12 protein-coding genes and 2 pseudogenes are annotated in these 12,668 nt (G+C 62.1%); 8 read left to right on the forward strand and 6 right to left on the reverse strand.

The window, feature by feature from the left end:
- The first annotated feature begins 73 nt into the window (after positions 1 to 73).
- Positions 74 to 1,258, forward strand: a complete 1,185-nt coding sequence (locus OKW37_RS37270; RefSeq protein ID WP_429402294.1) for a glycosyl hydrolase — start codon at positions 74 to 76, stop codon at positions 1,256 to 1,258.
- A gap of 275 nt (positions 1,259 to 1,533) precedes the next feature.
- Here the strand turns inward: OKW37_RS37270 and OKW37_RS37275 are convergent, their stop codons facing one another.
- Together OKW37_RS37275 and OKW37_RS37280 are read right to left on the reverse strand one after the other, a co-directional pair.
- Positions 1,534 to 2,319, reverse strand: a complete 786-nt coding sequence (locus OKW37_RS37275) for a COG4705 family protein (RefSeq protein ID WP_429402293.1) — start codon at positions 2,317 to 2,319, stop codon at positions 1,534 to 1,536.
- A 139-nt stretch (positions 2,320 to 2,458) separates the two neighbouring features.
- Complete coding sequence (locus OKW37_RS37280; RefSeq protein WP_429402292.1) at positions 2,459 to 3,331, reverse strand: endonuclease/exonuclease/phosphatase family protein; 873 nt, start codon at positions 3,329 to 3,331, stop codon at positions 2,459 to 2,461.
- 247 nt (positions 3,332 to 3,578) lie between these two features.
- Between OKW37_RS37280 and OKW37_RS37285 the strand changes: the two are divergent.
- Positions 3,579 to 4,272 (forward strand): annotated as a pseudogene (locus OKW37_RS37285) (phosphatase PAP2 family protein).
- A 62-nt stretch (positions 4,273 to 4,334) separates the two neighbouring features.
- Here OKW37_RS37285 and OKW37_RS37290 read toward each other — a convergent pair.
- Entirely contained in the window at positions 4,335 to 5,234 is a 900-nt protein-coding gene (locus tag OKW37_RS37290; protein WP_429402290.1) for an SDR family oxidoreductase, read from the reverse strand.
- A 104-nt stretch (positions 5,235 to 5,338) separates the two neighbouring features.
- Here OKW37_RS37290 and OKW37_RS37295 point away from each other — a divergent pair, with 104 nt between their 5' ends.
- From OKW37_RS37295 to OKW37_RS37310, 4 genes and pseudogenes are all read left to right on the forward strand, one after another.
- On the forward strand, positions 5,339 to 6,196 hold the full coding sequence (locus tag OKW37_RS37295; protein WP_184023351.1) for a helix-turn-helix transcriptional regulator: 858 nt from the start codon (positions 5,339 to 5,341) through the stop codon (positions 6,194 to 6,196).
- A gap of 236 nt (positions 6,197 to 6,432) precedes the next feature.
- Positions 6,433 to 6,591 carry an alpha-amylase family glycosyl hydrolase gene (locus OKW37_RS37300; RefSeq protein WP_429402532.1) on the forward strand — a complete coding sequence of 53 codons (159 nt, stop codon included), beginning with the start codon at positions 6,433 to 6,435 and terminating at the stop codon, positions 6,589 to 6,591.
- Positions 6,519 to 6,785, forward strand: a pseudogene (locus OKW37_RS37305) (trehalose synthase); the annotation flags it as partial. The gene OKW37_RS37300 and the pseudogene OKW37_RS37305, both read left to right, overlap by 73 nt.
- Positions 6,786 to 6,915: 130 nt before the next feature.
- On the forward strand, positions 6,916 to 7,929 hold the full coding sequence (locus OKW37_RS37310; RefSeq protein ID WP_429402289.1) for a Gfo/Idh/MocA family protein: 1,014 nt from the start codon (positions 6,916 to 6,918) through the stop codon (positions 7,927 to 7,929).
- 97 nt (positions 7,930 to 8,026) lie between these two features.
- Here OKW37_RS37310 and OKW37_RS37315 read toward each other — a convergent pair whose 3' ends face one another.
- From OKW37_RS37315 to OKW37_RS37325, 3 genes are all read right to left on the reverse strand, one after another.
- Positions 8,027 to 8,374, reverse strand: coding sequence for a hypothetical protein (locus tag OKW37_RS37315; protein WP_084754269.1), 348 nt, complete (start codon positions 8,372 to 8,374; stop codon positions 8,027 to 8,029).
- A 133-nt stretch (positions 8,375 to 8,507) separates the two neighbouring features.
- Positions 8,508 to 8,765 carry a hypothetical protein gene (locus tag OKW37_RS37320; RefSeq protein ID WP_260321079.1) on the reverse strand — a complete coding sequence of 86 codons (258 nt, stop codon included), beginning with the start codon at positions 8,763 to 8,765 and terminating at the stop codon, positions 8,508 to 8,510.
- A 291-nt stretch (positions 8,766 to 9,056) separates the two neighbouring features.
- Positions 9,057 to 9,761 (reverse strand): GntR family transcriptional regulator, encoded by a 705-nt coding sequence (locus OKW37_RS37325; protein ID WP_429402288.1) that lies wholly within the window; start codon positions 9,759 to 9,761, stop codon positions 9,057 to 9,059.
- A gap of 205 nt (positions 9,762 to 9,966) precedes the next feature.
- Here OKW37_RS37325 and OKW37_RS37330 point away from each other — a divergent pair, with 205 nt between their 5' ends.
- Positions 9,967 to 11,241, forward strand: coding sequence for a glucarate dehydratase family protein (locus tag OKW37_RS37330; protein ID WP_429402287.1), 1,275 nt, complete (start codon positions 9,967 to 9,969; stop codon positions 11,239 to 11,241).
- A 71-nt stretch (positions 11,242 to 11,312) separates the two neighbouring features.
- Complete coding sequence (locus OKW37_RS37335) at positions 11,313 to 12,641, forward strand: MFS transporter (protein WP_429402286.1); 1,329 nt, start codon at positions 11,313 to 11,315, stop codon at positions 12,639 to 12,641.
- The last annotated feature ends 27 nt before the right edge of the window (positions 12,642 to 12,668 follow it).

The raw sequence follows: 12,668 nt of genomic DNA on the forward strand, positions 1-12,668 counted from the left end.
AATTTATAGCTAAGCCATGAAACTCAGACTCTACTCACTATTCGCCGTTTTAGCCCTGTTGTGCGGGCAATCGATGCCAGCGTTCTCCCAGACGAGTTCGACCGCCGCCACCGCCCAGCAACTCGCGGCGCTGCAGCCGCCGCCCACCGGAAGCGGAAACGACCGTTTTGCAATGGACGTGAACTGCAATCTCTGGAGTGCGGATCAGACGGCGCTGAGCGAATGCTCAAAGGACCTGGATCTGATTGCCGGATTGGGCGTGGGTACGGTTCGCCTCGGCGTTTCGTGGGACTTCATGACGCTGGCCGACGGCAGCACGCTGGATCCCAACAAAGTGGCCTTTCTGAAGTCGCTTCTGAACGCCGCACGCACGCGCGGCATGAAGATTCTTTTCCAGGTGGGCATGTACGCGCCGTCTAGTGCATACCAATGCCCGGCCACCAAAAATCCGCCGAGCGCATCGTCACCGCGACTCGACTTCTGCGACGCGACGTTCACGAAGTATCTCGGCTCGCTCATGGACGTCGTTCTGCCCTTTACGGCTGACATCGAACTGTTCAATGAGACCAACTGGTCGTTCTCCGCTTCGGACCCGTCTTACGGCGATCCGAACGGTATCTCCGGATACATTCTGAATCGCAGCAAGACGCTCTATTCGGAAGCCAGGCAGATCCTGAACACGAAAAGCCAGTCGGGCTACAAAACGGTTCTGCACACTCAGGGCATCTCGTACTTCTACAACTCGGCGTACCCGAATAACGGCTGGAAACCGCCCGCGGGCAGCGAGCTGATCCAGGCGACCGACTACATCAAGGCAATGGGTAACAACACGAAGAGTGCTTCCAGCCCGTTGAACACCACGATCGATGTCGTCGACGTTCACCCCTACTTCGGCAGCGCCGAATACGACATGATGGTGCAGGCATTCATGACCACGGTGTCGAACCTCGTCAGCAGTGGCGCGAAGCCGATCTGGCTGACCGAGACCAACAATGGCACCAACGGTACGGACGCCGGACAAACGGCCGCATTCAACCAGTTGAAGGTTCTGATGAACAACGGTTCGGTGGCAAAGGCGTTCTGGTATGTCGTGCGCAACGGCGATCCGAGCAATGGCGAAGGCGACGGCTATTCGATCTACGACTACAACCGTAACCTGATTCGTCCGCAGCTGGCAGCCGCGATTCAGGCCTACACGGCGACCATTCCGCGTTCGCAACGCTTCCTGTCCGGCTCTTACCTGACTGCGATCAAGTAAGCCTGCCTGCTGTAACCCATGAATGAACGGAGCGCGACTGTCGCGCTCCTTCGTTTTTCCGTTTTGGCCGAATTGACAGGACCGCATCCAGTTTGAGCGCGCAGCGAAATTCCCGAGGCCGAGCTTCGCGAGGACGAACTGGCACTGTGCCAATGCGTTGCGTCAAACTCGTCGCTGCCGTAATCGAAGGAGCAGACACGGCAAACAACGCGGCGCCACCCGAGAAGCGGGCACGCAATGGCTATTCCCGAACATTCGTAGCCTCTTCGCGCCATCTACCGCATCGCTCGCCCAGCAGGACGTTGCGGTAAGAAAATCACGCAGAGCGCCATGAACGAAACCAGAATCACCGACGCATAGAGTCGGCTGATCTCGAGCCCACCTTGAGAAATGGGTTTGTCGAGCAGGTCCCCCAAGGTCGCGCCGAGCGGACGCGTCAGGATGAACGCCGCCCAGAATATAGCGGTCCGTGACAGCCGCGACCAGTAATAAAGCGCACCGACGATCAGCAGCCCCCCACCGAAGATCAAGGCGCCGTACTCATAGCCAAGCCCCAGACCGCCTTCGTCCGATCCCGCCACCCAATCGCCCAAGGCCGTACCCAGTGTCTGCGAAAAGAGGATCGTCACCCAATAGAACCACTCGGCTTTGGGCGTGGTTACGCTCTGCACCGCCACCGTACCTTCCGATTTGTACCAGACGCCCAGGCTCGCAAGCAGAAGCGCGAAGACGATGACTACACCGCCCGGATAGCCGACTCCCACCGAACGATCGAAGAAGTCGGCCAGCGTGGTACCGAGCGTGGTCGTTGCAACGATGGTCGCCCAATAGAGCGAGGCATTGAACCGCTCCGCCCTGATCTGCCCTGCGACCAGCCCAATAAAAATAACCGCAAAAATCGCGGTGCCGATCAGATAACCCAATTTGAGCGACATGGTCACCCAATCGCCGCCCGTTTCGCCAAGCGTCGTGGCGGCGATTTTGATGATCCAGAAGCCCAGCGTGATCTGCGGGACTTTACTGAGTGCATGCGCGCGAGTTTGCGACGGGTTGCTATTCATGTGACGTGCTCGCTATTCTCATGGCTTGAACATAGGCTCAACCATCGCAGAGCGACCCTTAACAGCACCTTAAGCATCCCGCCGAATCACGCGGTCAGATTTTCCTGCGCCAGTAACGGGGCGGTAACTCCGAGTCCCTTCAACGCAGTTCCAGCCACATCGGCTGATGATCGGACGAGCGGCTGTGCTGATCGACATCGCACGATGCAATGCGTGCGCACAGGTCCTCCGTGACGAAAACGAAATCGCACGCGAATGCTCCGTCGGGCCATTGCGCGTGATCGTATAGGCCGACCGTCGCGGCACGCGGCTCGCCGGGGTGCGCGCGGGCCCACGCATCGACGAACGCCGGAGCGTCGGTGATCGGTTCGAGCATCCGGCAAAAGGCGGTGTCTTCGAATGCGCTGTTGAAGTCTCCGCACAAAATCGCGCTGACCGGGCGCGCCGTATCGGCAAACGGACTGTCCGGCTTCTCGCCACGCGCGGGAGCGCGCGCGTGAGCGCACGCCTCCTGATGCAACTCGCGCAGTCTCGCCACTTGTGCGAGCCGCTGTTTCTCCGAATAGAACTCGAGGTGCGTGGTGATGACACGAAGCGGACCGACGTCGGCTTCGAGCACCGCTTCGAGCGCGACGCGCAGCATCGACGGCTTGGCGGGGTCCGCGGGCCACGGCAGAGAATGGCGCAGCACCTGACGAACCGGCAAACGGGTCACGATGGCATTGCCGAACTGCCGCCGATGACGGCTCGCGCCCAACGAGGGCAGATCGGAGCCGATCGCATCGAGCACGGTCATCTCCGGCAGCAGAGCGGCAAGTTCGGCGAACTGATCGGACGATGGCGCGCCTTTCAGTCCGCCGGCCGCCGGTTCCTCGTTGAAGCCGCGCGTGACTTCCTGCAGACACAGGACGTCGAAGTCGCACAACGCGCGTGCTTCCCGCACGATCCGTCCGAGGTCGACGCGGCCGTCGACGCCGCATCCCCACTGAATGTTCCAGTCGACCAGTTTCATGACGGCCTCCTTGAAAGATCCGACTACAGTGTATCGCCGCATCCTGCGCGGTGACTCAGCGCTGGAGAGGACGAGCGCATTTCAATCACACGGCTCCCCTTGTTATGAGCGTCCACAGGGTCACTGAAAGTTAGCGATGAAATTGCGCGGTAAAAATTGTCAGTGAAAGTAAGCGCCAAAAAATGCCGTGCATGCGATGAATTATGCTGACCCTCATCCGCGACCGGCTCAATTTCTTTAGAAAACAATGAATAGCTTCGATTTATCCATCGAAACATATCTGTCCAACATACACCTCGGTGAGTTCGCGAATCTATCCATCCAGGCCATCGACAACCTGTACACCTTCAAAGGCCTCGTACTCATTCCCGTGCTGTGGTGGATGTGGTTTCAGCAAGACGAGTGCCGCGAATGGCGGCGAGAAATGGTTCTCGCGACGCTTGTCAGCGGCATCGTGGCGCTCTTAGTCGGAAGACTGCTGACTCACTGGTTGCCATTCAGGGTGCGCCCCGTCTACGACACCGAACTGCATCTGCGCTTTGCCAGCGGCGAAATCAAGGACGCAGTGCTGACCAACTGGAGTTCCTTCCCAAGCGATCACGCGATGCTATGGATGGCGGTCGCCACCGGCATCTTCCTCATATCGCGGCGCGTCGGGCGTGCTGGCGCTTCTCTATACTGCGCTGTTCATTTGCCTTCCGCGCGCCTATCTCGGCTTTCACTATCCGACCGATTTGCTGGTGGGCGCCGCGGTGGGAATCGTGATTACATTGGTGATGACGCGGGATGCGATCCGCGTACGCTACGCGACGCCGGTGCTGCGATGGACCGAACGCCACCCGGCGCCCGCAGCGACGCTGGCCTTTATTCTGTGCCTCCAGCTCGTCACGCAGTTCGACGAACTGCGCAAGCTGGCGAGTGGCGTAATGAAACACCTATGATGGCGGCGATGGTTGCTCCAGGTTTGTTCTCGTGGGACGGCGGCTGACAGCGACAGCGACAGCTACGTGGACACCTGAACGTAGCGCGCTTCGTTCAGATCCGCGAGAAGCGCCGGACCTGTCGGTCGCCAGCCCAAATGCGCCTGCGTCTGCGCGCTCGATGCCGGCATATCGAGCGCGGCGAACATCGCCATCCATCCGAAGTACGCCTGCGCCTCGTCGCGCGCGATCGAGACGACCGGCAACTTCAGGCCGTGTCCGAGCGCCTCGGCGATCTCGCGGGCGCTAACGCCTTCTTCGCCGACCGCGTGATAGCGGGCACCGCGTTCGCCCTTCTCGATCGCGAGCCGGTACAGCCGCACGACATCCGACAGATGCCCCGCCGGCCAGCGGTTGCGTCCCTCCTCCACATAGGCGCACACGCCTTTGTCCCGCGCGATCTGGATGAGCGGCGTGATGAGGCCTTGCCGGTACGGGTTATGCACTTGCGGCAAGCGCATCACCGACACGTTGACGCCCGCCTCCAGCTGCACGTTGCCGGCCAGCTCCGAGCCGATGCGCGGGTTCGGGTGACTGGTGTTGAACACGTCTTCGGTGGCCGGCTGCCCGTTATCGCGGCTGCCGACGCCCGTGCCCGACGTGATCAGAAGCGGCCGATCCGAGCCGGCCAGCGCCGAGCCCAGTGCAGCGATAGCACGCTTGTCCTTCTCGCAGTTCTCCACGAAGTGCGAGAAATCGTGGTCGAAAGCAAGGTGAACGACGGCGTCCGCCTTCGCGGCGCCGCTGCGCAGGCTGTCGGTGTCTTCGAGCGTGCCGCGATGGACCTCCGCGCCGGCCGCGCTGAGAGCCTGCGCGCCCTGGTCGGACCGGGTCATGCCGACAACCTGATGCCCGGCTTCGATAAGTTCGGGCACCAGAGCCGAGCCGATAAACCCGGTTGCGCCCGTCAGAAAGATTCGCATGGTCAAGTCTCCAGAATAGCCACCGACGCACTATGCGATCATTCACTATGCTATTGAAGTAGTGAGCTTATCCCGGTAAAGCGACTAACAGGTTAATCATCCCAGTGAACACCGCCCAAACCCTCGGGGACTTTCTGCGTAGTCGCCGCACGCGGCTCGATCCGGCCAGCTTCGGCTTCTCGGGCCGCAGGCGCACGCCCGGATTGCGCCGGGAAGAAGTGGCGCAGCGCGCGAATATCAGCTCGACGTGGTACACGTGGCTCGAGCAGGGCCGCGGCGGCGCGCCGTCCGCCGCGGTGCTTGAGCGCATCTGCGCGGCGCTGATGCTGACGAATACCGAGCGCGAACATCTTTTCATGCTGGGCCTCGGACGCCCCCCGGAAGTGCGCTACCGGTCCACCGACGCAGTGGACCCGCGCTTGCAGCGCGTGCTCGATTCACTCGATGCCAGCCCGTCGATCATCAAGACCGCGACGTGGGACGTCGTCGCGTGGAATCGCGCCGCAGCCGTGGTGCTGACCGACTACAGCGCGCTGCCGCCGGGCCAGCGCAACATCCTGCGCTTCCTGTTCGGCGATCCGGCCGTCCGGGCAAAACAGCACGACTGGGAGAGTGTCGCGCGCTTCGTCGTGGGGACGTTCCGAGCGGACGTTGCCCGCGCGGGGCTCGCTTCCGAGGTGGGCGATCTGGTCGACGATCTGTGTCGCGCGAGCCCGGACTTCGAACGCATGTGGCGCGAAAACCAGGTATTCGGCCACAGCGAAGGACAGCACGTTAAGCGCCTGCTGCATCCTGCGTTCGGGACCATCGAAATGGAGTATTCGCTGTTCGCCGTCGATGGTCGGCCAGACCTGAGCATGCTCGTGTACACGCCGCTCGACGCGCGAATCGCCGCGCGCATCCGCAGTACCGTTTCATCGATCGATGAGAGTGCCAGCGCCGCGCCTTTGACCGCTGCGTGATCGGCTTTGACGCTCGAGCGCGAGCGCGGCCGCCGGATCGCACTCGGGCGACTTCGCAATTGCTCGTGGAAACCAATGAGGTTGGAGCACCTTGGGGACGACTACCGAACTGCATCGTTCGGCCCGTTAATTGGCCGCACGGCATCGCACAAGCTTCGCGTAAGAATCACGATGACCGCCTCGCTGGCGGCAAGCAAATTGGCGCGATCATTTATTGCCTCTCGGTAGGCACCTTCATGGATGCGAATGGCGACGGCGTCGGCGACTTCCAGGGCCTGATGCGCAGGCTCGATTACCTGCAAGGGCTTGGCATGACGACGATCTGGCCGAAGCCAACGTGCCGCCCCAAACCGACCTGCACTACTTCGGCGACGAGGGCGAGCGCCTGCCGATGATGTTCAACTTCCGGGTCAATCAAAACACGTTCTACACGCTCGCGACGGGCAACACGAAGCCGTTGAAGGACGCGCTCCTTGCGACGAAGCCACGGCCGCCGAGCGCGCAATGGGGGGTGTTTCTGCGCAATCACGACGAACTCGATCTGGGCCGGCTGACGCCCGCTCAGCGCGCGGCAGTGTTCGCCGCGTATCGCGGGTCGACACGGTTAAACTGATACGATCGCATGCTTCTGGTCGTTCGCGGACTCACGCGACTTGTCGACTCACGCGAATGTTCAGCCTGCTCGACTCATCGGATACGCAATCGAATAAAGGGATGTCATGGCAAAGGATGAAATAGTCTGGGGAATTTTGGGCGCCGCAAAGATCAACGACAAGGTGGTCGTGCCCATGCACAACGCGCCGAAGTGTCGGGTGAAAGGCATCGCGTCGCGCTCTCCGGAGAAGGCGCGGGAAGCCGCGGCCAGGTATGGTCTGGCTGTCGCATACGATAGTTACGAGGCGCTCCTCGCGGACCCGGAAATCGACGCGGTCTATATTCCATTACCCAATCATCTCCACGTGGAATGGACGATCAAATCGGTCGAGGCGAGCAAGCACGTCCTGTGTGAGAAGCCGATCAGCCTGGACGCTCTACAGGTTGAACGGCTGATCGCCGCGCGCGACATGAACGGCCGATACGTCCAGGAAGCGTTCATGGTTCGCACGCATCCGCAATGGTTGAAGGTGCGGACCTTGATCGACGAAGGCGCGATCGGCGAATTGCGGGCAGTGACCGGCGGTTTCACCTATCACAACACGAACGAACACAATATCCGCAACAAGAGCGAGCTAGGTGGCGGCGGTCTGCTCGATATTGGTTGTTATCCGATCACGACGTCGCGCTTCACTATCGGGCGTGAGCCACGGCGCGTAGTTGCGCTGGTGGAGCAGGATCCAACCTTCAAAGTGGACCGGCTCGGCTCCGTGCTGATGGACTTCGATGGCGTGCAGGCGAGTTTCTTTTACTCGACTCAGACCTATCCGTACCAGCGGATGCAATTTCACGGTACCAAGGGGCGAATCGAAGTCGAAATTCCATTCAATGCACCAAACGATCGACCGACACGCCTGCTAATCAGTGAGCACAATAGCGACGGTGTCGCGACGGATCGCTGGCTGGAGCTTGCGCTGTGCGATCAATATGGCGTAGCCGCCGCCACGTTCGCGGAGGCGATCCTGAGTGGGGGCCCGCAGGCTATTCCGCTAGAAGATGCGCGCGCGAATATGCGGGTGATCGATGCCGTGTTCCGCTCGGCTCAATCGGGCGCGTGGGAGAGCATCGCCCAAGGTTGACGTGCAACGCTGGCGCGACCCGCGCTGTTCAACGCGCGGCAAGTGCCCAGTCGTCTGCTTTCGCAATGCCATAGACTATGGCGAGCGAAAGTGGTCTCTACCTGGCCGGCGCGGTGACATCGCAGTCGCCGCCGTGGGCACCGCTGCCGGTGTTTTTCAGCGTAAGCACGAGTCTGCTACCCCTGTTTGCCGTCATGATCTGACCATAGCTAACGGTGGGAATGAACTGGATATCCGGCGCGACCGCCACCGGGGGATTTCTCGCTCCGTCGACGGTCAGGTCGAGTTCCACGGTAATAGAGTCGATGGCAGCGCCCAGATCCTGCTTCCGGCCGGCCTGATCTTTGCGGAAATTGCACAGACCCTGGAGAACCTGCTCGAGGGCAGTCGGAATATCGACCGGCTTGCCCGGTGCGATCGGAGGCGTGTTACAGCCGACGATCATGAACGGCAAGGTGCAAAGCGCTACGTATCGGCAGGCTCGCATCAGCTTCCCCGCTTGATCTGGTGGACGTGGTGTCTGCCATCCCCTGCTGTCGCTGGTTCAGTGCCCAGCTGGCGCACGCGAACGCAAACGCTCAATACTTGATATTCCTGGCCGCCTCACGGCCATTCTGCTTGGTTTGCCGCTTGTCCTGCCGGCATTGCGAATTGCTCTTCTGGTCCGTGGCCCGGCACGCCTGCTTCGTGTGGCGGGAACCCTGGCGTGTCTCCTGGCGAACGTCACGTCCGGCGCGACGCTGCTGAGCCTGTTCGGTTGCCCAGGAGCTTCCCGCGCAAACCATCACGGACACAGCCATGACCGCGACCGCGAACTCCCGGCTCCATGAAAACATGGCGACCTCCCTGACAGGTTGAATACGAGTATTCCGGCTTTGTACGAGGGTGCCACGCGTGGCTGTCGCGTCAATCGGACCAAGGTCTTAGGGCCTTCGCGTCGTGCGCGATCCACATGCGGCGCGCTTCGTTTTCCCAGGCGGGTCCGAACAGCCGCCGCGCTTCCGGTTCGATGAACATGAAAACAGGATGTTGCGGTCCGCTCAACGAAGCGGTACCCCACGCGGCGGCGAACGGCGGTCCATTCAGAATGACCGTGAACCAGCCGTAGCCAGCGAATCAGCGAACGCTCACTCGTCCGCCAAAAAATTCGGATGACTTGTGCGGATCTGATCGATCTGACTCAGCGTCCCCGACAGATGCTTGCGTAGCGCTGCCTGCGCCGCCTCGACATCACCTTTGTCGATCGCATCGACGATCTCGGTGTGATCGCGCACGACCGCTATCGTCTTGCCCTCCACCGGCAGATTCAGGCGCCGCAGCCGGTCGATATGGCCGCTCAACCTACGCACCAGATCCCATAGCTGCGGCACGCCGGCCGCCTCGTACATCTGCCGATGAAACGCCTGATCGAGCAGCGAGAACTGCTCGTAGTTCTTCAGGTCGAGCACTTCCGTTTGCCGCGCGATCGTCAGGCGCAGTTCAGCGAACAGCGTGGCGTCGCGCTGCTCCGCGAGCGTGCGCACCACTTCGAGTTCAATCGAGCGGCGCAGGAAATGCGCCTGCAGCGCGGACGTCACGTTGATCTGACTGACGACCGTCGCGTGCTGCGGATAGATATCGACGAGACCTTCCTCGCCGAGCTTCATCAGCGCGTCGCGCACGGGCGTCTGGCTGAGCCCGTAGCGGTTCGCCAGCTCGGTGCGCGACAGCACCGTACCCGGCGTGAGTTCGAGGGAAAGGATCATTTCGCGCAGTCGTTCGAATACTTGCGGCGCGGCGTGGCGGGAGCGGTCGAGCCGGGTTACCGTCGACGAATGAGCGTGGTTTTTCATGGCAGAAACTGAAGCATGGAAGCAGGCGTGACCCGGCATGGCGGTCCGCTGAGGCACTAGTACTATAGCCGACGCGCGCCCCTTCCAGCGGGCTTGCGAGCGGAATTCCGCGAGAAGTGCAGATGGGTATTTACCCCAGTAACGCACTAATACATTAGTGCTTTACCATCCGTCCCATCAAACTCTTCTTATGCCGAATGCCATCATGACTCGCGACATCACCATCACGCAGGTGCGCATCACCCCGATCGCCTTCCGCGACGGCCCGCTGCTCAACGCCGCCGGAATCCACGAACCTTGGGCGCTGCGCGCCATCGTCGAGCTGGAGACGAGCGACGGCCGCGTCGGCATCTCCGAGACTTATGGCGACGAACCGATGCTGCGCGTGCTCGAACAGGCGAAGTCGCTGGTGACCGGCCTGTCGCCATTCGACCTCAATCGCATGGAAGAGCGCGTGCGAGCGTCGATCAAGGCGAGCCCGGGTGCGGTCGAATTCGAACTCGCGCCCGGCTCGCACTCGGCGAAGAACGCGCCGAAAGTCATCAGCACGCTCGAAGTCGCGATGCTCGATCTGCAAGGGCAGATCGTCGGCGCGCCGATCGTCGACCTGCTCGGCGGCAAGGTGCGCGACGCCGTGCCCTACAGCGCCTATCTGTTCTTCAAGTACGCCGAGCACGTCGACAAGCCCTATGCGCCCGATGCCTGGGGCGAAGGCCTGAGCCCCGGGCAGATCGTCGCGCAGGCGCGTCGAATGATCGAGCTGTATGGCTTCCAGAGCATCAAGCTGAAGGGCGGCGTGTTCGAACCGGCACACGAAATCGCGTGCATGCGCGCGCTGCATCAGGCGTTCCCCGGCGTGCCGCTGCGCCTCGACCCAAACGCCAACTGGACGCTCGAAACGAGCATCGCCGCTGCCCCCGAACTCGACGAGCTGCTCGAGTACTACGAAGACCCGTGCCCGGGTCTCGAAGGAATGGCCGAACTGGCGAAGCACACGCGCCTGCCGCTCGCGACCAACATGGTCATCACGACGATGGAAGATTTCCGGCGCGGCGCCGAGATGGGTTCGGTCAAGGTCCTGCTGTCGGATCACCACTACTGGGGCGGCCTGCGCGCGACGCAGACGCTCGCGCGCATGTGCAAGCTGTGGGATCTCGGCATGTCGATGCACTCGAACTCGCACCTCGGCATCAGCCTGATGGCGATGACGCACGTCGCGGCAAGCATCCCCAACCTGACCTATGCGTGCGACACGCATTATCCGTGGCAGGAGGAAGAAGTCATCAAGGGCGGCCGCGTGACGTTCGACGACGGCTCGGTGCGCGTGCCCACCACGCCGGGCCTCGGCGTCGAGCTCGACCGCGAGCGGCTCGCCGAACTGCATGCGCAGTATCTGTCGTGCGGCGTGCGCAATCGCGATGACCTCTCGCAGATGCGCAAGTACGAGCCGGGCTTCACCGGCAAGAATCCGCGCTTTTAACTCCCGCTTCCAATCCGCGCCTACGAGCCCTGCGACGCGCAACGCGCGTCGCCATCGAAGGAGACAACCCCATGAGTAGCCCGATTGCCGACACGGCGCGGCCCGAGCGCGCCGGCGCGCTGGCGAGCGCGGTGCGCAAGATCAAATTGCGCGTGCTGCCGCTGTTCGTCGTGATGTTCATCGTCAACTACATCGACCGCGTGAACATCGGCTTCGTGCGCCAGCATCTGAGCGCCGATCTGGGCATCGGGGCGGCGGCCTATGGGCTCGGCGCGGGGCTCTTCTTCATCAGCTACGCGATCTTCGAAGTGCCGTCGAACATCCTGCTGCAGCGCTACGGCGCGAAGCTGTGGCTCGCGCGCATCATGCTCACGTGGGGGCTGGCCGCGGCCGGCATGGCGTTCGTGCGCGGCGAGACGTCGTTCTACGCGATGCGGCTCCTGCTCGGCGCGGCCGAAGCGGGCTTCTTTCCCGGCGTCATCTACTACTTCACGCAATGGCTGCCGAGCAACGAGCGCGGCAAGGCGATGGCGATCTTCCTGAGCGGCTCGGCGCTCGCGTCGGTGCTGTCCGGGCCGATCTCCGGCGGGCTGATGCTGATCGAAGGCGCGGGGCTGCGCGGCTGGCAGTGGATGTTCATCATCGAAGGCATGTTCTCGGTCGTGCTCGCGGGCTTCATCCTGCTGTGGCTCGACTCGAAGCCGCGCGACGCCGCCTGGCTCACCCGCGCCGAGCAGGACGCCTTGCTCGATGCGGTCGACGAAGAGCAACGCCAGCGCGCCGCCGCGCACCCGGTCAAGCCATCGATAGGCGCGCTGCTGCGCGATCCGCAAATCCTGATCTTTTGCCTGATCTACTTCGCGGTATCGCTGACCATCTACGGCGCGACCTTCTGGCTGCCCAGCATCATCCGCAAGATGGGCCATTTCAACGATTTCCAGGTCGGCCTGTACAACTCGATTCCGTGGCTGATCTCGATCGCGGCGATGTATCTGTTCGCGATGCTCGCGGCGCGCTTCAAGTTCCAGCAGGCGTGGGTCGCGTGCGTGCTGCTGATCGCCGCGCTCGGCATGTATGCGGCCGGCCAGGGCGGCCCGGCATTTTCGTTCGTCGCGATCTGCTTTGCGGCGATCGGCTTCAAGGCCGCCTCGTCACTGTTCTGGGTGATCCCGCAGGGCTATCTCGACGCGCGGATTTCCGCCGCGGTGCTGGCGCTGATCAACTCGATCGGCAACCTCGGCGGCTTCGTCGCGCCAGCGGCCTTCGGCTTCCTCGAACAGAAGACCGGCTCGATCGAGGGCGGCCTCACTGGACTCGCCGTGATGTCGGTGGTAGCCGCCGGGGTCGTGTTCTTCTCCCGTATGAGCCCGCGCGAAGGAATGCCCACCTCCGCGCATTGACTGCATCGAACAACCGTATAGACACCA

The sequence above is a fragment of the Paraburkholderia sp. MM5482-R2 genome (assembly GCF_050436125.1).
Lineage (GTDB): Bacteria > Pseudomonadota > Gammaproteobacteria > Burkholderiales > Burkholderiaceae > Paraburkholderia > Paraburkholderia tuberum.

Bases quoted from the DNA above. Each gene is read 5' to 3' on its own strand.
- OKW37_RS37270 (WP_429402294.1), top strand. From the start codon at position 74: ATGCCAGCGTTCTCCCAGACGAGTTCGACCGCCGCCACCGCCCAGCAA.
- OKW37_RS37315 (WP_084754269.1), bottom strand. From the start codon at position 8,374: ATGATCGTCGGCTGTAACACGCCTCCGATCGCACCGGGCAAGCCGGTC.
- OKW37_RS37325 (WP_429402288.1), bottom strand. From the start codon at position 9,761: ATGAAAAACCACGCTCATTCGTCGACGGTAACCCGGCTCGACCGCTCC.
- OKW37_RS37280 (WP_429402292.1), bottom strand. From the start codon at position 3,331: ATGAAACTGGTCGACTGGAACATTCAGTGGGGATGCGGCGTCGACGGC.
- OKW37_RS37300 (WP_429402532.1), top strand. From the start codon at position 6,433: ATGGATGCGAATGGCGACGGCGTCGGCGACTTCCAGGGCCTGATGCGC.
- OKW37_RS37310 (WP_429402289.1), top strand. From the start codon at position 6,916: ATGGCAAAGGATGAAATAGTCTGGGGAATTTTGGGCGCCGCAAAGATC.
- OKW37_RS37330 (WP_429402287.1), top strand. From the start codon at position 9,967: ATGACTCGCGACATCACCATCACGCAGGTGCGCATCACCCCGATCGCC.
- OKW37_RS37275 (WP_429402293.1), bottom strand. From the start codon at position 2,319: ATGAATAGCAACCCGTCGCAAACTCGCGCGCATGCACTCAGTAAAGTC.
- OKW37_RS37290 (WP_429402290.1), bottom strand. From the start codon at position 5,234: ATGCGAATCTTTCTGACGGGCGCAACCGGGTTTATCGGCTCGGCTCTG.
- OKW37_RS37335 (WP_429402286.1), top strand. From the start codon at position 11,313: ATGAGTAGCCCGATTGCCGACACGGCGCGGCCCGAGCGCGCCGGCGCG.
- OKW37_RS37320 (WP_260321079.1), bottom strand. From the start codon at position 8,765: ATGTTTTCATGGAGCCGGGAGTTCGCGGTCGCGGTCATGGCTGTGTCC.